Annotated in this window: 16 protein-coding genes; 10 read left to right on the top strand and 6 right to left on the bottom strand. The window is 45.3% G+C overall.

The annotated features are described in order from the left end of the window. Position 1 precedes the first annotated feature (1 nt). From QE357_RS08505 to QE357_RS08480, 6 genes are all read left to right on the top strand, one after another. The gene (locus tag QE357_RS08505) at positions 2-679 is read left to right on the top strand and encodes a tetratricopeptide repeat protein (protein WP_307142721.1); all 678 of its coding nucleotides are present in this window, start codon (positions 2-4) and stop codon (positions 677-679) included. Between the two features lie 114 nt (positions 680-793). Next, complete coding sequence (locus tag QE357_RS08500) at positions 794-1,735, top strand: phosphoribosylaminoimidazolesuccinocarboxamide synthase (RefSeq protein WP_309706664.1); 942 nt, start codon at positions 794-796, stop codon at positions 1,733-1,735. Between the two features lie 109 nt (positions 1,736-1,844). Then, positions 1,845-2,285, top strand: coding sequence for an STAS domain-containing protein (locus QE357_RS08495; RefSeq protein WP_307142719.1), 441 nt, complete (start codon positions 1,845-1,847; stop codon positions 2,283-2,285). Between the two features lie 58 nt (positions 2,286-2,343). Beyond that, positions 2,344-3,318, top strand: coding sequence for a ribonuclease Z (locus QE357_RS08490; protein WP_232793772.1), 975 nt, complete (start codon positions 2,344-2,346; stop codon positions 3,316-3,318). A gap of 765 nt (positions 3,319-4,083) precedes the next feature. Then, complete coding sequence (gltB, locus tag QE357_RS08485) at positions 4,084-8,688, top strand: glutamate synthase large subunit (protein ID WP_309706663.1); 4,605 nt, start codon at positions 4,084-4,086, stop codon at positions 8,686-8,688. 106 nt (positions 8,689-8,794) lie between these two features. Further along, entirely contained in the window at positions 8,795-10,324 is a 1,530-nt protein-coding gene (locus tag QE357_RS08480; RefSeq protein WP_106637673.1) for a glutamate synthase subunit beta, read from the top strand. Positions 10,325-10,800: 476 nt separating this feature from the next. On the opposite strand, the gene QE357_RS08475 is transcribed toward QE357_RS08480, so the two are convergent. Continuing rightward, positions 10,801-11,124, bottom strand: coding sequence for a nuclear transport factor 2 family protein (locus QE357_RS08475; protein ID WP_309706662.1), 324 nt, complete (start codon positions 11,122-11,124; stop codon positions 10,801-10,803). Between the two features lie 22 nt (positions 11,125-11,146). Then, the gene (locus QE357_RS08470; protein ID WP_309706661.1) at positions 11,147-11,938 is read right to left on the bottom strand and encodes an SDR family oxidoreductase; all 792 of its coding nucleotides are present in this window, start codon (positions 11,936-11,938) and stop codon (positions 11,147-11,149) included. A 140-nt stretch (positions 11,939-12,078) separates the two neighbouring features. Between QE357_RS08470 and QE357_RS08465 the strand changes: the two genes are divergently transcribed. Continuing rightward, entirely contained in the window at positions 12,079-12,462 is a 384-nt protein-coding gene (locus QE357_RS08465) for a helix-turn-helix domain-containing protein (protein ID WP_106637670.1), read from the top strand. A gap of 142 nt (positions 12,463-12,604) precedes the next feature. On the opposite strand, the gene QE357_RS08460 is transcribed toward QE357_RS08465, so the two are convergent. The 3 genes from QE357_RS08460 to QE357_RS08450 are packed head-to-tail and all read right to left on the bottom strand — an operon-like array spanning position 12,605 to position 16,573. Beyond that, a complete protein-coding gene (locus QE357_RS08460) occupies positions 12,605-14,194 on the bottom strand; it encodes an MFS transporter (protein ID WP_309706660.1) in 1,590 nt (529 codons plus the stop codon). 1 nt (position 14,195) lies between these two features. After that, positions 14,196-15,254, bottom strand: a complete 1,059-nt coding sequence (locus QE357_RS08455; protein WP_309706659.1) for an HlyD family secretion protein — start codon at positions 15,252-15,254, stop codon at positions 14,196-14,198. A gap of 2 nt (positions 15,255-15,256) precedes the next feature. After that, positions 15,257-16,573, bottom strand: a complete 1,317-nt coding sequence (locus QE357_RS08450) for a TolC family protein (protein WP_309706658.1) — start codon at positions 16,571-16,573, stop codon at positions 15,257-15,259. 106 nt (positions 16,574-16,679) lie between these two features. Between QE357_RS08450 and QE357_RS08445 the strand changes: the two genes are divergently transcribed. Next, a complete protein-coding gene (locus tag QE357_RS08445; RefSeq protein ID WP_106637667.1) occupies positions 16,680-17,474 on the top strand; it encodes an AraC family transcriptional regulator in 795 nt (264 codons plus the stop codon). Further along, the gene (locus QE357_RS25000) at positions 17,474-18,571 is read left to right on the top strand and encodes an acyltransferase family protein (protein WP_409050235.1); all 1,098 of its coding nucleotides are present in this window, start codon (positions 17,474-17,476) and stop codon (positions 18,569-18,571) included. The genes QE357_RS08445 and QE357_RS25000 overlap by 1 nt, the downstream gene beginning before the upstream one ends. A gap of 55 nt (positions 18,572-18,626) precedes the next feature. Here the strand turns inward: QE357_RS25000 and QE357_RS08440 are convergent, their stop codons facing one another. Then, positions 18,627-19,709 carry a Gfo/Idh/MocA family protein gene (locus QE357_RS08440; RefSeq protein ID WP_106637665.1) on the bottom strand — a complete coding sequence of 361 codons (1,083 nt, stop codon included), beginning with the start codon at positions 19,707-19,709 and terminating at the stop codon, positions 18,627-18,629. A 272-nt stretch (positions 19,710-19,981) separates the two neighbouring features. On the opposite strand from QE357_RS08440, the gene QE357_RS08435 reads away from it, so the two are divergent. Next, the gene (locus QE357_RS08435; protein WP_106637664.1) at positions 19,982-21,235 is read left to right on the top strand and encodes a pyridoxal phosphate-dependent aminotransferase; all 1,254 of its coding nucleotides are present in this window, start codon (positions 19,982-19,984) and stop codon (positions 21,233-21,235) included. The last annotated feature ends 4 nt before the right edge of the window (positions 21,236-21,239 follow it).

The raw sequence follows: 21,239 nt of genomic DNA, 5'->3' as shown, positions 1-21,239 counted from the left end.
TATGAATATATTCTGGCTGAAAATTGCCATCTGGCTGACGACCCTGGGCTGGCCCAACCAGATCATCCAGCGAAACCAAGCCAAAACCATTGCTGAAAATGCCTATCGTCAAAAAGATTACGATCAGGCTCTGGCGTATTACGAGTATCTGGAACGCACACAACTTGTTCCCGAACCGGATGTCATCCTGAATCTGGCTCATGCGGCTTTTGCTAAAAAAGACACGGCTTTGGCTATCAGCCAATACCGCCGGCTGGCTCGCGTTTCGAATGCGGGCATTGCATCAACAGCTTTGAATCAGTTGGGCGTTTTGTTATGCTTTTCCGGCGATACCCTCCAGGCCGAAGCTCAGTTCCAGGAGGCGATGGTTCGTAATCCAGACAACGACCAGGCCCGGTTTAATTATGAGTTGGTTCGAAGAAAACACCTGACTCCACCGCAAGGGAGTCCGCCGCCAGAAACTCCGAAATCTTCCGAGACGCCACCTCCACCCACTCAATCGGCAGAAGTAAAGGTTTCTACCCGAAAGGAACAGATTTTAAAATCCCTGACGCAGTATAACCTCACGGAAGAACAGGCGACACGATTGCTGGAGGCTTCCCGAAATCAGGAAATCCAGTACATCCAGCAGCATCCGCATAAACCCGAGAACACGATGGAAACCAAGGAGAAATGGTAACCGCCTTCTTTTTTCCAAACGTTCATCAATCAGGATTACGGCTGTTTCCTTGCTAAAGTTGGCATTTGACGCTCCGCTGGTTAATTTTGCAGCTTGTAACTTATTTTCAGGTTCATGCCTATCTCCCGTACTGATTTCCAATTTCCCGGTCAGACCGGCCTGTATCATGGCAAGGTTCGTGACGTATATTTTTTCGAAGATTACTTACTGGCCATCGCCTCCGACCGGATCTCGGCCTTTGACGTAATTCTTCCCCACCCCATTCCTTATAAAGGACAGGTGTTGAATCAGTTAGCGGCTCATTTCCTGCGAGCTACGGCGGATATCGTTCCGAACTGGTTACTGGAAGTCCCGGATCCGAACGCTAGTTTCGGCTGGCGTTGCGAAGCGTATCCCGTTGAAATGGTAGTTCGCGGTTATTTAGCCGGACACGCCTGGCGTACCTATCGTTCCGGCAAGCGGGTGCTGTGCGGCGTTACTTTGCCCGAAGGGCTAAGAGAAAATGATCGCCTTCCCCAGCCGATTATTACCCCCACCACGAAGGCTCACGAAGGTCATGATGAAGACATCTCGCGGGAAGACATTCTGAGCAAAGGCTTAATTTCCGAAGAGGAATATACGCAACTGGAGCAGTATACGCTGGCTTTATTTGAACGCGGCACGCAAATGGCCGCCGACCAGGGGCTGATTTTGGTGGATACCAAATACGAATTTGGCAAGCGTGGTACGGAGATTTACCTGATTGACGAAATTCATACACCCGACTCCAGCCGTTACTTTTACGCCGAAGGTTATGCGGAGCGGCAGGCCGCGGGTGAAGCTCAGCGACAACTTTCCAAGGAATTTGTTCGCGAATGGCTCATTGCCAATGGATTTCAGGGACAGGAAGGCCAAAGCGTTCCTGAAATGTCTGAAGAGTGGATTAATCAGATTTCTCAACGATATATTGAGTTATTTGAAAAAGTAGCGGGTGAAACGTTCACGCCTACGCCCGATCCAAATCCACTGGCCCGTATTGAAATGAATGTGAACCAGTTATTAGCTTCAAGAGCATAATTGTTGTTTGTTGTTTGTTGTTTGTTGTTTGTTGTTTGTTGTTTCTACAAATAAGATTTTATAGCATTATTAACCTGACAACCATCAACTAAAAACTATATAAAGAACGATGGATTTAAAAATTGAAAAAAATCAGCAGTACGTATTAATTGACATCCCACAGGCGACGATTGATACCGAAGCTTCTCAGGCTCTTTCCAAAAGCGTTGCTTCACTCTGGAAAGAAGGATATACTAACATGGTTATCGATTTAGCTCAGGTTCAGAACATTGAACAGGACGGATTCTCTGTACTTCGTAAAGCCAACGAACTGTGCTTACGGGATGGTGGTTTGTTTGTTCTGGTCACCAAAGACGATGAGCTTACGGAAGAACTGGACGGGGCCAAAATCCGCGATCTGACGATTCTGCCAACCGTTGAAGAAGCCGTTGATGCCGTCTTCATGAATGAGCTGGAAGGCGAATTTCGCGAAGAAGAAGACGATGAATACGATTACGGCGGAAGTGCCGATGAAGAAGGCAGTTCCAGCAGCAAGGACGAAGAATATTAAGGGAAAGCCGACCGCTGGGTCGGCTTTTTTGATTCAGGAATAATTCTTTTCTTGCCTTTTGCAACATAAACGAAAGGAAGACGCTTTGCAATTTCAGGTCACGATATTAGGAACAGGTTCTGCCACACCAACGCTTCACCGAAACCCAACAGCCCAGTGGATTACGTACGAAAGCGAGCATTTTCTGGTGGATTGTGGAGAAGGTACACAGTTGCAGTTACTTCGGCATAAAATGCGGCTCAGTCGGCTGTATAATATCTTTATTTCGCATTTACACGGCGATCATTACTTTGGTTTATTTGGGTTATTAACCAGCATGAGTTTGGCCCAACGGCAGGAGCCACTGGCAATTTACGGTCCCCATGGGCTGGACGATATTATTACTACCCATTTCAAATATTCCGATACCCGGCTTACCTATCCGCTTGAATTTCACACCACGAATCCGCATCAGCAGGAACATATTTTCGAGAATGAACACCTGACGGTCGAGACGGTTCCGCTGAAGCATCGCATTCCGTGTACCGGTTTTATTTTCAGGGAAAAACCCAAGAAACGAAATCTCATCAAAGGCTTGGTTCCAGAAAAAGCCCTGCCGGAAGAGCTTATACAGCTTAAGTCAGGGAAAGACGTTTATGATGCGAATGGGAATCTCAAATACAGCTTCGAAGCCCTGACCACGCCGCCACCACCGTTGCGGAGTTATGCTTTTTGCTCGGACACTTTATACCTGCCCGATTTAGCCGAAGTTGTTAAAAACGTAGATGTACTATATCATGAAGCCACCTTTGCGAACGACCTGCATGAACGGGCCTTACGAACGAATCATTCGACGGCGGGACAGGCGGCTCAGGTAGCCAAAGATGCTCAGGCGGGGCAGTTACTATTAGGACATTTTTCTTCCCGCTACCGGGACGTTACCCAAATTTTGCTGGATGCTCAGGAAGTCTTTCCTGCATCCATTCTGGCAGAAGAAGGGAAAACGTATGAAATCGGAATTCACCCGGTCAGCAACGATCATCAGATTTTTTAATCCTTCTATTTCAGTACAGTCAGAGACTAACCCATATCTCTTCCAATCAGATGTAACGTTAGCTGTTTCTAAAAAGGAAAAAATTAGAGTTGAGCGTGGGGTCCTGGGAAGTCGGTCTGATTTCCCATAAAACTAGCAGGCCATCTACTTTTCAGCTTCAGATCACTCGAAAGCGAAGTATAGAGAAGATCATCTTTAAAAGCATTCGGCTTCCCAAGTATTATTTTATGAAAAAGACACGGCCTGTTTGGTCGTGTCTTTTCGTATGCGAAATCCACTAAAATTTCAGATTTGAACTCATTTGCCCACTTTTTGTTAGGTACAGCAAGAGATTTTATACAGAAAAGATAGATTTTTTTACAAAAAACTTACTTATAAGCTTAATGAAACATTAAATCGGAGATTTCACCAGTTTTATTTTAATTTCTATTAAATCCGAAACCTCTAAATCAGTATTTTCAATTTTTCAATAATTAATTCTTCAAATTGAAAACCTGTAAATGTAATTATCAAATTTTTAACGATTTTAGTGTTTTGTTAATAATATGATAATCCTAACTGAAAATTTCATTATTTCTGCACTTCAGAAAAAATCCAAATTTTATATGGCTAACACTATTTTTTACCAATTATTTTTTGCACTATCTTAGCAGACCAGTTTAATATCTGTGGTACTTATTCTTATTTACACAGATTTTCTTCTGAACCTTTTTTCCTTATTGCATTACCGATTTTTGAATTTTTACCGAGCAAACCGTTAGGGATATGTCAAACCAGCCTAACCAGCAACCTCTGGGCCTCTATCGCCCTGAATTTGAGCACGATGCCTGTGGCATTGGCTTTATTGCCAATATGAAAGGCCGTAAATCGCACCGCACGGTTCGCGATGCCATCCAGATTCTGGAACGCATGGATCACCGGGGTGCCTGCGGCTGTGATCCAAACTCCGGTGACGGAGCGGGTATCCTGTTACAGATTCCTCACGAGTTCTTTCTGAAAGTATGTGCCAAAGAAGGCATCAGTCTTCCCGCTTCCGGCGATTATGGCGTTGGGATGACCTTCTTCCCGAAAGATGACGCTGTACGCAAAGAGTGCAAGGAAGTGATTCACCGTCAGGCTCTTGAGTTAGGGCTTGAGATTTTAGGTTACCGCATTGTTCCCGTGAATAACACGGACATTCAGGGTGCCGATTCGGGGGACTCCGAGCCTCAGATGGAGCAGTTATTCATTCGTAAGCCCGCCCACCTTACGGGTGAACTGGACTTCGAGCGAAAACTGTACGTATTCCGTCAGTTAGTTACCCGCGTGGTTAACGAAGCCGTGCGTGGCGTTAACGAGAAGTTTTATTTCTCGTCACTTTCCAGCCGCACGATCATTTACAAGGGTATGCTCACGACGATGCAAACCCTGCCTTATTTCCTGGATTTACAGAACGAATCGGTAACGTCAGCATTTGCTATCGTTCACAGCCGTTTCTCTACCAATACATTCCCTGAATGGAAGTTGGCTCAGCCCTTCCGTTTTATCGCTCACAACGGCGAGATTAACACCGTAAAAGGGAACGTAAGCTGGTTCAAGGCAACTTCAGCCCTGTTCAAGTCAGACGCTTTTTCGGATGAAGAACTGAAAATCATTCGCGAAGCCCTCTGTCCTGCCGGGCAGTCGGATTCGGCGAACCTGGATAATGCCATTGAGTTACTTTACCTCGCGGGTCGTTCATTACCTCACGTAATGATGATGCTGATTCCCGAAGCATGGGACGGCAATACCGAAATGGACGAGCAACGCAAAGCATTCTACGAATACCACGCAGCTCTGATGGAGCCCTGGGATGGGCCAGCTTCGATCTCGTTCACGGACGGTAAAATCATCGGTGCTACGCTGGATCGTAATGGTCTACGTCCGAGCCGTTTCTGGGTGTTGGATGACGATACCGTTATCCTTTCTTCGGAAGCCGGGGTTCTGGACATTGATCAGTCAAAAGTAGTTTCGAAAGGCCGTCTGCAACCCGGTCGTATGTTCGTAGTGGACATGGAGCAGGGTCGCATTATTCCTGACGAAGAACTGAAATCAGAAATTTGTGCGTCTCAGCCTTACCAGAAGTGGCTGAACAAGTACAAAATCACGCTGAACGATCTGCCCGAGCCTAAAACGGAGTGGAATACCCCTTACGATAAAGATCTGGTTACCAAGCAACAGGTATTCGGAATGACGACGGAAGACGTTCGGATCATTCTGACTCAGATGGTAGAGACGGGTAAGGAAGCCCTTGGTTCGATGGGTGTGGATACGCCTCTGGCCATCCTTTCGGATCAAAGCCAGCACCTGAGCCATTACTTCAAGCAATTGTTTGCTCAGGTAACCAACCCTCCCATTGACCCCATCCGCGAACGTACCATTATGTCGCTGATGAGTTATGTAGGTGGTTACGGTAATATTCTGACGGAATCTCCCGAACACTGCAAGGTGCTGGAATTGCGTCAGCCAGTACTGGATAATACCGAACTCGAAAAGATTCGGAACATTGATACCCGTCACTTCACGAACAAAACGGTTTACATCACCTTCCGGGCTAATGGCGGCGAAGGTGCTCTGAAAAAAGCCCTGAAACGCATTTGTGAAGACGTGGAATACGCAGTTAATGATGACTACCAGATCATTACGCTGTCGGACCGTGGCGTTGATTCTAACCACGCTCCAATTCCATCCTTACTCGCTACTTCAGCCGTGCATCAGCACCTGATTCGCAAGGGATTACGGGCAAAAGTTGGTCTGATTGTTGAGGCTGGAGACGTATGGGAAACGCATCACTTTGCTACGCTGATTGGTTTTGGTGCGGCGGCTGTGAACCCTTACATCGCTTTCGAAACCATCTCGAACATGCGGGACAAAAATCTCGTGTCGGTTCCTTACGATTTCGATAAGCTCTGTGCCAATTACACGAAGGCGGTTAATGGAGAATTGCTGAAGATTTTCTCTAAAATGGGAATCTCAACGCTTCAGAGTTACCAGGGTGCTCAGATTTTCGAAGCACTGGGTATCTCTAAAGAAGTGGTGGATGAATATTTCACCGGCACCGTTACCCGCATTGGCGGACTGAATATCGAAGGTATCCAGACGGAAGTATTGATTCGTCACCACCAGGCTTTCCCCGAAGTTCACGTGGGTAACCCTCGCCTGGAAGTAGGTGGTTTCTACCAGTGGAAACACCGCGGTGAATTCCACTTGTTTAATCCCGAAACCGTTCACGCTCTGCAACAGTCGACGAAAAAGAATGATTTCGAGTTATTCAAGAAATATACCAAAGCCATTGACGATCAAACGCAGAAAACGGCTACGTTACGTGGTCTGCTTGATCTGAAATTACTGCCCCAATCGGAATGGCTGAAAGACGAAGAAGTAGAGCCGATTGAAAGCATCATGACTCGTTTTGCTTCGGGTGCGATGTCCTTCGGTTCCATTTCATGGGAAGCTCACTCTACCCTGGCAATTGCCATGAACCGGATTGGCGGTAAGTCCAATACGGGTGAAGGCGGTGAAGATCCGAAACGTTTTTATACGGTATTCGAAAACGGTGATTCGATGAACTCTGCCATCAAGCAGGTAGCTTCTGGCCGTTTTGGAGTAACAATGGAATACCTGACGAACGCCAAAGAATTACAGATTAAAATGGCTCAGGGAGCGAAACCTGGTGAAGGTGGACAGTTACCTGGTCATAAGGTAGATGCCTGGATTGGTAAGACGCGTCACTCTACGCCCGGCGTAGGTCTGATTTCGCCTCCTCCTCACCACGACATTTACTCCATTGAAGATTTAGCTCAGCTCATTTTTGACCTGAAAAATGCCAACCGTCAGGCTCGTATCTCGGTGAAACTGGTTTCTGAAGCCGGTGTAGGTACCGTAGCTACGGGCGTAGCCAAGGCTCACGCCGATCACATCCTGATCGCCGGACACGATGGAGGTACGGGAGCTTCTCCCCTGTCATCCATCCGTCACGCAGGTCTGCCCTGGGAGCTTGGTTTGGCTGAAACTCACCAAACGCTGGTTCGGAACCGCCTGCGTGGTCGCGTAACGATTCAGACGGATGGTCAGTTAAAGACGGGGCGAGACATTGCCATCGCCGCTCTGTTAGGTGCCGAAGAATTCGGTGTAGCCACGGCTGCTCTGGTAACGATGGGTTGCATCATGATGCGTAAATGTCACCTGAATACCTGTCCGGTTGGGGTGGCTACGCAAAACCCTGAACTCCGTGCCTTATTTACGGGAGATGCCGATCACGTGGTAAATCTGTTCCGCTTCCTGGCGACTGAAGTTCGTGAATACATGCGTAAGCTTGGTTTCCGCACGATTTCTGAAATGGTAGGTCACGTAGAGCGACTGAAAATGCGGGAAGGCGTTCAGAGCTGGAAAGCCAAAACGGTTAACCTCAAGTCCATCCTTTACCGCGATCCAATGTACGATACGGAGCCGATGGTGAAAGTAGAAGAGCAGGATCACGGCCTGGACGTTCAGCTCGACTGGGCGATGATCGAAGCAGCGAAAGCCGCTCTTGACAATCAGGAAAAAGTAACGGGTGAATTCAGTATCATCAACGTAAACCGTACCGTGGGCACCATGCTCTCGAACGAGATTACGAAAAAATACAAAGCCAAAGGATTACCTGCGGGCACGATCCACTACAAATTCCGTGGTACAGCCGGACAAAGCTTCGGAGCTTTCGGTACAAACGGGATGAAACTGGAACTCGAAGGTGACGCCAATGACTACGTAGGAAAAGGCCTTTGCGGAACGGAGTTGATCATTTACCCCGACCGTAACATCCGTCCCGATTTCATTCCTTCGCAAAACAGTATCGTGGGTAACGTTTGCTTCTACGGAGCTACTTCGGGTGAAGCCTACATTCGCGGAATGGCTGGTGAACGGTTCTGCGTTCGTAACTCCGGTGCGAAAGTTGTGGTTGAAGGAATCGGTGATCACGGTTGTGAGTACATGACGGGTGGTCTGGTGATTATCCTGGGTAATACAGGCCGGAACTTCGGTGCCGGTATGAGTGGTGGAGTAGCTTACGTCTGGGACAAAAACGGAGACTTCGCCGAGAAGGTTAACCCTGAGATGATTACGCTGGAAAAATTATCCAGCGAAGATCACAGCATCGTACGAATGTTTGTAGACAAGCACCTGACTTCTACCAAATCCAAAGTAGCGGCAACGGTATTAGATAGCTGGGACGTCATCGCCGATCAGTTTGTGAAGGTAATGCCAACCGATTTCAAAAACGCTCTGGCTAACAAGGGTATTTCCCTTAGCGATCAGATTGCTAATAAAGAGATCGTATACGGTGACTTTGTAGCTGACGTGCTGGCCAAATAGTTTGGACGGAGCGGATACGCTAATGTATCCGCTCTTCTCCTCCCCTCATTTACTTTTCCAAATTGATCATTCCTTACTGCCTAGGCAGTGATTACAATATAAGACAATGGGCAAACCAACTGGTTTTCTGGAATTTACGCGTGAAGTACCCACCAAGCGTCCGGTTGCTGAGCGTAAACTTGATTACAAGGAAATTGATATTGATCTGTCTTTTGAGCAGGTGCAGACGCACAACGCAGCCCGTTGTATGGACTGCGGAATCCCTTTCTGTCATAATGGCTGTCCGCTGGGAAACATCATTCCTGAATTCAACGACGCTGTGTATGAAGGCAACTGGGCTTTAGCGTACGAAATTCTGAGTTCAACGAATAACTTCCCCGAATTTACGGGCCGTATCTGTCCTGCTCCCTGCGAGTCAGCTTGCGTTTTGGGAATTAACAAACCCGCCGTTACGATTGAATACATCGAGAAATCGATCATCGAATATGCGTTTTTACATAATCTGGTAAAACCGAACATTATCGATGAAAAAGACCGTACGGGCAAATCTGTAGCAGTAATCGGTGGTGGTCCTGCGGGTCTGGCAGCCGCTGCTCAGCTTAATAAGGCGGGTCACTGGGTAACCGTTTATGAACGGGCCGATCAGGTAGGTGGCTTATTACGTTACGGCATCCCCGATTTCAAACTGGAGAAATGGACGATTGACCGTCGTGTGGAAGTAATGAAAGCCGAAGGTATCGTCTTCAAAACGGGTGTTAACGTTGGTGAAGATGTTTCCGGCTCTGAATTGCTGGAACAATACGACTTAGTATTACTCTCGGGTGGTTCAACAGTAGCCCGTGGCATCAATAAAACCTGGGATGGCAAGGATGTAATTGGCTGGGATACGTACCTGAACAAAGGTGTTCATCCTGCCATGGAATTCCTGAGTCAGCAGAACAAACGCGTGGCCAACATCGACCGCGTGTACGATCACCGGGGAGCGAAATACCAGAATGGCGAATTAATAGCTACGGGTAAAAACGTAGTAGTAATCGGTGGTGGTGATACAGGCTCTGACTGTATCGGAACTTCTAACCGTCACAGTGCGGCGAAGGTAACGCAGGTAGAAGTAATGCCTGAGCCTCCAAAAGATCGTCACCCAGGTACGCCCTGGCCGCTGTGGCCCAACATGAAACGTACCAGTACGTCCCACGACGAAGGTTGTGAACGCCACTGGAGCATTTCAGTGAAGGAATTCATCGGCGATGGCGAGAAGTTAACGCATTTACGTATTGCTGACATCGTACTTACTGTAGTTGACGGAAAAGCTCAGAACGTTGAGCAAAACGAACGCGTGATTGAGTGCGACCTAGCTCTGATTGCGGCTGGTTTCTTACATCCTCAACGCGAAGGTTTATTAGCTCAACTGGCAGAAAATGGCTTAGAGTTCGATCCTCGCGGAAACGTTCTCTCAGAAAACTATCAGACGGGTATTGACAAAGTATTCGTCGCGGGAGATATGCGTCGCGGACAATCGCTGGTAGTTTGGGCCATTTCCGAAGGTCGCGAAGCAGCCCGGGCGGCGGATTGCTACCTCAATGGTGGTACCTCCAAACTCGAAGCCAAAGCGAAATCTATGTTCTCAGTAGTGTAGTTTTCTAAGATTAGGAATAAAAGAAAAGCGGTTAGCAGAATCTTCTGTTAACCGCTTTCTTTGTAGGATGGTACCAGGAAAACTCTTCTTCTGTCATCCAGAGCGAAGGATCTTACTCCTCTAGCAAGTTCTTTGCCGAAGACGAAACCACTTGGTTATTCCCAACTCATCTTATACAATCCGTAAAGTCTCTCAATGTGTTCAACAGGGCAGGCGGAGTTAACCCGAAGTTCATAGTAGGTTGCTGTTAACTTTCTTTGAAGGAAGATGTCTAATCCATGCACCTGTGAAGCAAAATGAATCTGCCATTCCTGTTCGGTGTTGCTGTGAATTGAGAAGCCTCAGAGTGACCTTTCTGCAAAGCCTTTTTTCATTGAACTATCTATTTACTATGCCTGTCTAATAAATTAGTTTACATCTCCTTTGATGGTTATCTTAAACTAAAAAAGGAACGGCTAAGTTTAGCCATTCCCCGATTATCCCGTAACTTTCAATGACTGTATAAATCCATCTTTTATTTCTAACTGATAATTTAATACCGCAGGACTTCCATTAAATTTTCCGGAAATCTCTGCCTTTAAAAGGCTTTCCGTTTCTTTTTCTTCAAAGCTGACAGGCTTCATAACAGCCTCATATCGCTCGTTAGCATCCGCAATCCAATGTTCTATTTCCTTTCGGCCCTTATGCGTTTTGCCTTCATCAAACACTACTGCCGTTTCTAAAAAACAATTGGCATAGGCCACACTATCAAAGTTGTTTTGTGCTGTTACTAAATCTGTCAGTACTTTCGGTAAATTCATGGTTTTGTCTTTTAAAAGGTTATTAAACGGTAGGAACAGTTCCACCATCAATTACAAATTCAGTTCCGGTGAGATAGCTCGCTCGAGGTGAAACCAGAAATCCAACCAACTCTGCTACTTCTTCGGGCTCTGCCGGTCTTCCAAAAGGTATTCCTCCCAAAGCATTCATAACACTTTGCTCTGCCTCTTCCACAGAAGTATTGGAAGCATGGGCAAGTCGTTCCAACCACACTTTGACATTTTCCGTCCGGATCCATCCCGGCGAAACCGTCAGCACGCGAACGCCCTTGGGCGTAACTTCATTGGACAAACTTTTGCTGTAATTGATCAGTCCTGCTTTGGCGGCGGCGTAAGGCAACGTAGAAGCATACAGGGGTAATTTGCCCTGTATGGAAGCAATGTGAATAATAACGCCACTTTTTTGCTCGATCATTTGCGGGAGGAATCCCCTGTCCAGTCGGACGGGAGCAAGCAGATTGGCCTGCAGGGTTGACTCCCAGTTTTCATCCGATAATACGGCGAAACCACCCGCGGGTGTTTCAGAAGCCCCCAAGTTGTTTACTAGAATATCTAGCCTCCCGTACGTTGAGAGTACTTCATTAATTACCTCTTGTGCTTCGGGTGCCTTGCTTAAATCAGAGGCAATGAAATGCAGCCTGCTGTCCGCTTCTTGCGGTGCGTTTCTTGCGGTGATGATAACGGTTGCACCCGCCTGTAAAAGCCTTTCTGCAATGGCTTTACCCGTTCCCTTTGTACCGCCGGTTACCAGGGCAATCTTGCCCGATAACTCATTGTTGAAATTAAATGGCTCCATTTATTTTGTCCTATTCAAAAATTGTTGATAGGACAAAATTGAACCCTAATTGAAGTTTACACAAGTACGGAATCAGGATTCATATAGGGATAAGTTTTTCCCCTATTGCACAAATTCAGCCATACGTTTACTTTCGCAGTATGTATGAAAGAAAAATAATACCGAACCTGAATTGTGGACTTGATCTGATCGGTGAAGTGTTGTATGGCAAGTGGAAAATTCGTTTGCTATGGTTTATCAATCAAGGTTATAAACGGCCCAGCGAGCTGCAACGTAAAATTCCCGACGCTTCACGCAGAGTCTTGAATATTCAGTTGAAAGAACTGGAAGAACACGAATTGGTTGAGAGAAAAATTTATCCTGTTATACCACCTAAAGTAGAATACAGCCTAACTGAATTCGGACATACGTTAATTCCCGTAATTGCCACTTTAGGACAATGGGCCGATGAACACGAAGAACATTTACGGGAGGTAATTATAAAGCAACTGGTAAGTTTTGATTCGGCGAATATTTCTAATTAACTAATTGCCTGATTATTGATGTATTTATAGAGTTACAATTATTATTGAAATTTATCCTCTTAGTTTTTCTACTTAAGCCTATACCTAAACAACACTTTTGATACGCTGTTCGTCCGCTTAAAAAATGCGGACGAACAGCAAGCTACAACACCGGAGCAGCGGGTTGTCGCGTGAAGATCATTTTTGACTGCACATAAGGAACCGTAGCAATGGCCAGCATAGTAACGCCAATAAGGGCCGCAATCACCAGGTAATAATCCATAGAAAAACGTAATTGCGTCTGTAAATCTACCGTTTGTCCGAGTAACTTATTCGCCATCAGTCCCGCCTGATCAGCCTGCACTCCCCGGTGAATCAAACTTTCCTTATAGGCCGTCAATCGTTGAACCGTATACGGATTGGTGGAAGTAACTGCATCTTGTAATCGGTGGTAGTGTATGCTTTTCGAGAACAATCTGGTGAAATTCAATAAGGCCATACTTAGACTAAAACCCGTATAACGCACCAGAATGCCTACCGCCGAAGCCGAACCACTGATAGGTGCCGGAACCGATGAGACGTAATAGTTAATAATGGGCACCATTAAAGTTGCCGCCCCTAGTCCCTGTAGAAACAAGGGAATTACGTAGTAAACAGGCTCAGCGGTATCAGAAAAAAGGCTATACATCCAAAGATGAAAGATTCCTAAAAAGGCAAAACCTGTCAGCAAAATCATCCGTAGACTCTTGTTCTGCAATACAAAACGGGAAACGACAAAAGATCCCACCACAATGCCGACCAGGTTAACAAGCATCAGTTCAGCTACGTGAATAGGGTCCATTTTTAGAGCCGTCCCGAAATACGAAGAGGTCAAGCCCAGGGCTCCCCGGCATACGTAGAATACCAGCAGAATTAACAGTCCCAGATTAAAAGCCGAACTTCGGAATACGGCCAGATTGATGTAAGGACGTTTTAATGCTCGCTGACGCAGTATGAACAGAAGTATTAATAACAGATTGAAAGCCAGGCAAAGAACTATTTTCGGCGAATCCAGCCAGTTTTCCTGCTGACCATACACCATCATATACGCCCAGCTAATCAGGGCTGGGACGAGCAAAACAAAACTAATCCATTCCACCTGCACCAACGGAATTCGGCGTTTCAGGCGAACGTTATTCATGATTCCGAGTAATAATAAAGCCCCAGGAATCTGAAGGTAAATCATTAGTTTAAACAGCACATTGAACTCCACGTATTGCAAGGCCCAGGACACAAAAACGGTAGATAAGGGAGCCGAAGCCAGTAGCATGCCGTAAAAAACGGTATAACCCATTACCCGAATCCTTTCGGAAGTCATCCGGGAAAAGATCAGGTTCATGGACGTGGCAATTACCCCACTGATGCAGATTCCCTGCAAAAATCGAAGCACATACAGATAAATCGGTTCTCGCACAAAGTAGAGCAGAACATTTAATCCGATGGTTAGACAAAGGCCCATCAGGAAGTAATGTTTGGCCATGAAGTAACTCACCAGTCGTTGTTCAAGTGAGAAAAAACTGGCCAGAGCTACGTAATACACCAGCACCGAGAATTGTACATCGGCAGGCTCAATTCCGTAAAATCCGACCGTTTCATTTACGTTTCCGGCAAAGATTCCCAGTAAAAACATGCCGGGCATAATAACGGTGAAAATCGTCCCACGAATGAGCCATTCAGGCACCCAGCCTTTAAAAACGGGCATTTTCTCGTTCATCTCAGACTCCTTTCTTAATCGTTACCACGGCGTTCATTCCCGCCCGCAGCACCTGCGTTTTCTTTACATCATCGGTCAGTTTGATACGAACCGGAACCCGTTGGATAATCTTCACGAAGTTTCCTGTTGCATTATCTGGGGGTAATAGGGAAAACCGGGAACCCGTTGCCGCCGACAACGATACGATTTCACCGTGGAAGACTTCACCGGGAAAGGCGTCCGTCTCGATATCTACAGTCTGCCCCAGGTGCATGTGCCGAATCTGGGTTTCTTTATAATTGGCTACCACCCATTTTCCTTCTTCGGAGTCTACCATAAAGGCCAGCGTTTGTCCGGCCTGAATCAATTGCCCTTTCTGTATGGTTTTCTTACCCATTTTTCCGTCGTAAGGAGCCGTAATGACCGAATAGGAAATTTTTAGATTAATCTCATCCAGCACTGCCTGCCGACGCTTGATTTCTGCCAGGGCTACGGCCTTTTGGGCGGTAATATCATCCGTTTTTGACAACGAAGTTTCGTAGGCTTTTTGCAAAGCTTCGTATTCTGACTTCGCTACATCCAATGCCATTTTTACGTTCTCAAACTGCTGCTGCGTGATGGATTCCGTTGCTAATAACTTTTCGTACCGTTCAAAATCCTGCTGCTGTTTCACCAAGCGGGCCTTCGCCGCTCCGATTTGCAATTGATTCACTACCGCGTTTTTATCCGAGGTAACGGTATTACTACTGAGCACCCCAATCTGGGCTTTGGCCGTCATTAAAGCCGCTTCGGCTTCCGCTTTCTGAATCCGGTATTCGTCATCATCTATCACGACCAACGTATCTCCTTTTTTTACTTCCTGGTCATCCTCGTAATATACTTTTCGAACATAGCCCGTCACCCGACTGGTTACGGGGTTGATGTACTCATCAATCTGAGCGTCATTCGTAGCTTCGAAATGGTATAAATCCCACACGGTAAAGCCGCCCCAAGCTACTAATCCAATGATAATAAGTCCCGCAACCCAGGCCGTGATCCGGGTGATTAACTGATCAGTACGGGTATATTTTGACGTGTTCATGATTAAAGTTTTCCTAAGGTATTTAAGAGTTGATAGTATTGAAGACGAGCCGCTAAACGAGCCGAAGCCAGGTCGTATTGACTTTGGAGTAACTGCGTATCTGCGTCCAGTAAATCGGTCAATAAAGACAGTTGATTGAAGTACGTGTTATGAACAATGCGGTAATTTTCAGCCGCCTGTCTGGTACTTAATTCCGAGACTTCAATACGATGTAAAGCCTCTCCATAACGCACATAAGCTTCCTTAACCGCCTGCCTTACCTGATCTTCCCTGTCAGATTCAATTACTTGTTGCCGCTGGATTTCAACCATAGCCGCTTGTTCACGGTGCTTATTATGATAAAGTGAAGAAAGTGAATACGAAGCTTTCAACCCCGCCATGCCAAAGCCGTATAAAGCTCCGGCGTAAGGGTAAAAAGTAATCTGGGGATAAGCATAGGTATACTCCGCAAAAAGTCCGACTTTAGGTTTATAATCCGCCCGAACTTCTTTCAAGTGTAATTCACTTATTTCTTTTTGCTTACTGGCAATTTTTAGCTGGTAAGCGTGATCAAACGCTTCATCCAGAAAAGATTCATATCCTTTTGCCAGAGAATCGCTGGCGGGAAGCGGTGCTGGTATCACGATAGTAGTATCAGGCAATCCAATCATTAAATCCAATTTTTGATTGGTAATAAGGATGGAATTTTCAATTTCATGAAGCGTCATTTTCTGACGGGAAAGCTGTAACTCTGCCCGTAATAAATCGCTTTTCAAGACTACTCCATTTTTATTCAACTCCCTGATTTCAGTCAGACGCTTTTCGGCTTCTTCGATGTTCTTCAGCATCAAATCTTTATAAATCAGATTTCGTTGCAAATCCAGATAAACCGCCGCTATCCGAAGCTTAACTTCAGACTCCGTCTGCTTTTTTTCTTCTTCTACCAAGGCATGTTCCGTCTCTTCTGCTTTAATTTTTGTCTGAAGTTTTTTGCCTTCGTACACCTTAAAATAAGCCTCCGTTTTCAGTTGAAAAAAGTTGTGTAAAACGGGATATTGAAAAGGCGTATTCAGAATACCCCGCTCGTAAATGGGTAGGTTACTGACCCGGGCGTATTGCGTACTCGCTCCTAATTCGGGGAGCCGTTCGCTTTTCGTTTGCTCCAGTCTTTCATGACTAATCTTAAGGCGAAGATCTTGTTCCAGAATCGTCTTGTTGAACTTTTCAGCTTTTTGCCAGGCTTCAGGAAGTGACAAGGTTTGTTGCGGGGAAGGAGTCTGGGCCTGGATAATCCCCAAGGTAATCAGCCAGATTACGATGGTTTGGGGTACTAACTTCATTGCATTTTTTCATTTACATCCGATATGCAAAATTAGAATAATGCAAAACGCTTCTTTTTGTATAAATTGCCAATTATTTGTTCATTCCAGCCAAGCCCTTTTTACTATGAATCTCTATACTGCTGACTATCTGAGTAACATTGATTTATTCAAAGATTCAATTTACTTGGTCAATCAAAAACAAGAACAGACTTTCCCCTACCATAATCATCAAAAAGGACAATTTACGTACATCGAAGGTGGGATTTCTTATCTGAATACCAGAGACAAAGCCTATTTTTTGCCCGCCCGACATTACATCTGGATTCCTCCGCAGCTTGAGCATTTTGTATTGCATACTTCGTCTACTCTGAAGGTAGCTAACATCTATTTTACGGATGAACATGATTTGGAGCATCCCTTTTTCAGTAAAATGGGCATTTATCCCGTTAATGATTTATTGCTGGAGATGTTGGTCTTTACGGAACGATGGAGCAGAACCATCCGTCCCGGTGGATTTGATTATGAATTTCTGATGACGCTAAAGCATCTATTACCGGAAATTAGCCAGCATCCCCTACCTATTGCCCTTCCTACCACGCATCACGAACGGCTGACGCCGGTACTTGAGTATCTGCAACGGAACGTTTCACAGCCTTTGCATTTACCAGAAGTAGCTCACGAATTCGGCTTAAGTGCCCGAACGCTCTCCCGAATTTTTCATCAGGAATTAGATATGTCTTTTCTTCAATACGTGAAAATGTATCGCATCATTCGGGCCATTGAAGACTTGTTACAAACGGATAAATCAATTACTGACATTGCTTACGATGTAGGGTATACGAGCTTGTCAACTTTTAGTAATACCTTTCTGCAAATGGTGAATCGACGACCCGCAGAGTTTAGAAGCAAAAAGGCCTAATGATGAAACAGAGATTTACGACACTTGATATTTTCAGAGGGATTTTAGCGTCATTCATTGTATTATTCCACATGTCTTTTTTCTCAGATACGCTCGTTCTTAATAATCCATTTATGCAAGGAACTGACTTATTTGTTGATTTTTTCTTTATCCTAAGTGGCTTTATCATTCGTTACAATTATTCAGAAATTACTAACCTGCAACCGCTTATTACTTTTCTTAAAAAGCGTCTTTTACGAATCTACCCTTTACACGTCATCCTCCTACTCATTTATTTAATTCTTGAACTGACTAAATATTTCTTTTCTGGAAGCAATCTTATCAATAATCATTTCAATACAGATAATACAATCACAACATTTATTACCAATTTATTTCTCCTTAATTCTATTCCATGGTCTGGTATTACTAATGTAAGCTGGAATAATCCTAGTTGGTCAATCAGTGCGGAGTTACTATCCTATTTTCTGTATGCGATCGTTACTTATCTGATTCTCTCAAATGCAAAAATGCGTTTCAAATCTGCCGTCTATATAAGTATTATTCTCTTATCCTTTTCTATATTGTATGGCTTAACTGGTTCAGCGAGTATTGTTTACACATATAACTATGGATTTCTTAGAGGCTTCATCGGATTCTTCACGGGCGTAATCTGCCTCAATACTTATAGTTACTTGTATAGGTATTTTAATAAATCAAGTGACTATTTTTTTACTTATTTAGAAGTAAGTATTCTTATAATTTTAGGTCTCACTATTCCTTTAAAAGAAAAACTAGCAGACATTACTGTTATTTATGAAGCTCTTTTCTTTATAACTATTCTTATTTTTTCCTTTCAAAAAGGATTCATATCTCATTTTTTAAACAAAAGCAGAGTATTAAAAAACATAGGAACCTACAGTTACTCCATTTATTTAACCCACGGATTAATTAATACTTTCTTTAATGTCTTATTCATTCGAATATTAAGGTTTGCTCCTAGTGACTATTCTTATTTATTTGTATTGAATTACATCCTGGTTTTTTATATCTCGCGTTGGACCTACACTACTATTGAAAGACGTTTTTATAAACCTCAGACCATTTATACTTTGTAACCGGAAACGGCCCACTTTCGCGGGCCGTTTCCGGTTACAAAGTATCGTTTATTTGTTATAGACGAACAGGCTCACCCGTTCGAACAGATTCGTCACAGGCAAAGGCAATGCGTAAGCTGTTCACCGCATCCTGCAAGTGATCCGTCAGATCCGTATTTTCCTCGATTGCTTTCAAAAAATACTTCTGCTCCCGCTCGCAAAGTTCGTTGTGATCAGGTTCATCGGTCAGGTTAATCCATTCATCCTCCTGCACAAACTCATCGTCTTTGTTCAGATTCGCCCGGTGCACGCGTAAAGATTCCGTTTTGGTGTGCGAATCCACATCATCCGATTTCCCCGCAGCTCCTGCATTTTTGGCTACAATGGATACACAACCCTTCGGCCCGATGACGTCTTTCACAAAAAAGGCCGTTTCACTCATCATCGGCCCCCAGCCCGCTTCGTACCAACCTACCGAACCGTCTTCAAAGCGAATCTGTAACTGACCGTAGTTATAGTTGGAATCGGGTATTTCATCGGTGAGACGAGCTCCAATGGCATTCACCTGAACGGGTTTCGAGCGGGTCATCTGACACATGACATCAATGTAATGCACGCCACAATCCACAATGGGACTCAGACTTTTCATCAGATTCCGGTGAACCGTCCACATATTGCCGTGGCTTTGCTGGTTCAGGTTCATCCGCATCACCAAGGGCTTGCCCATGTCCTGAGCAATTTCCACGAATTTTTCCCAGCTTGGATGGTGACGCAGGATATAGCCTACCACCACTTTTTTACCTGCCTTCTCCGCTGCGGCCACCACTCGTTCAGCCCCTTCAACGGTATCCGCCAAAGGCTTTTCAATGAAGACGTGAGCCCCCTGCTCCAAAGCCAGAATAGCGTAGGCTTCGTGGGTATCGGGATACGTCGAGATACAAACCGCGTCGGGCTTGGTTTCTTTCAGGGCCGTTTCGTACTCATTGTATAAGGCATACCCGCCACCCAGCTTTTCGTTCAGCACTTCCTTGCTCTTGCCCGTCGATACAATCCCACAAATGTCGAACCCTTCCAGATTCTGATAGGCTAGGGCGTGGGAGGTTCCCATGTTGCCGCAACCCACTACTAAAACGCGAATGTTACTCGTTGTTGATGCCATAAAAGATTAGAGGTAATAAGCACAATTTCAGGGATTATGTCCCTATGGTGAATAACTTCAAATGCCTTTCTGATGGTTCCAGCACGTTTCCGACAAAATATTCTACTGATTTTATAGAATATTCTGAATGAATCGCTTCATCTTTCCCCAAATGTCGCGAAATTGCGAGCCTCATCCGAAGTTTTGAATACATATTTTAAAATAATTTAGTTTCTCGGTTCGTAACCTGAAAACTAAATTTTCAGTGTCCTATTACCAGACTTTTGCCGCGTATGGCTTTTTACAAATCGACTCGACTGGATAGTTTGCGATATGAAATTCGTGGACCCGTGTATGAAAAAGCTCTGGAGCTGGAAGCTCAGGGCTACAAAATCCTCAAACTGAACATCGGTAACCCCGCCCCTTTTGGGTTTGACGCTCCCGACGAAATCATTCACGACATGATCGTGAACATTCGGGATGCTCAGGGTTACTCGGATTCCCGGGGACTTTTCGCGGCCCGTAAGGCAGTCATGCACTATACGCAAAGCATTGGCATTCCGGGAGTCGGCATTGACGACGTGTACATCGGTAATGGCGTGAGCGAACTGATTCTGCTTACCATGCAGGCATTGTTAGACGACCAGGATGAAGTGCTAATTCCTTCGCCCGACTATCCCCTATGGACTACGTCAGTTGCCTTAGCGGGTGGTAAACCCGTCCATTACATCTGCGACGAAGAATCCGATTGGAATCCTGACATTCAAGACATTGAACGTAAAATCACCCGTCGCACGAAAGCGATTGTGTTGATTAACCCTAATAACCCCACGGGAGCCGTTTATTCCAAAGACGTGCTTACCCGCATTGCCCGCATCGCAGAAGAGCATCAATTAATGTTATTCTCCGATGAGATTTACGATAAAATCCTTTACGACGGAGCCGTCCATTATCCGATGGGCACACTCGCTACGGATACGCTTTGTCTGACGTTTGGTGGCTTATCGAAAAATTACCGGGCGGCTGGTTTTCGTGGAGGCTGGCTGATTTTGAGCGGTGCCAAGTATAAGGCAAAATCCTACATTGAAGGGTTGAATCTGTTAGCCAGTCTGCGGCTTTGCGGTAACGTTCCCGCCCAATTCGCCATTCAAACGGCTTTGGGTGGTTATCAGAGTATCAACGATTTGGTAATTCCCTCGGGTCGTTTATACCAGCAAATGCAGTTCATTTATGATCGCATTACGTCCATTCCAGGGATTACCTGTGTGAAGCCCAAAGGAGCCTTATACCTATTTCCGAAACTGGACCTGAAACGCTTCAGTTTCGCTAATGATGAACAATTTATTTATGAATTGCTGGTGAATGAGCGGGTCTTACTCGTTCCGGGCACAGGGTTTAATTATGGTAAAGACGATCACTTCCGCATTGTTACGTTACCGCCCATCGAGCAGTTGAATCTGGCCGCGAATCGAATTGAGAATTTCCTGTTAAACGGATCCGAAAAAAAGGCCGTACTAGAACCACAGGAGGTTACTCCACTGGCCTGATTTC

The sequence above is a fragment of the Siphonobacter sp. SORGH_AS_0500 genome, from assembly GCF_031453245.1.
Classification (GTDB): Bacteria; Bacteroidota; Bacteroidia; order Cytophagales; family Spirosomataceae; genus Siphonobacter.
This window is presented reverse-complemented; position numbering and strand designations above follow the sequence as displayed.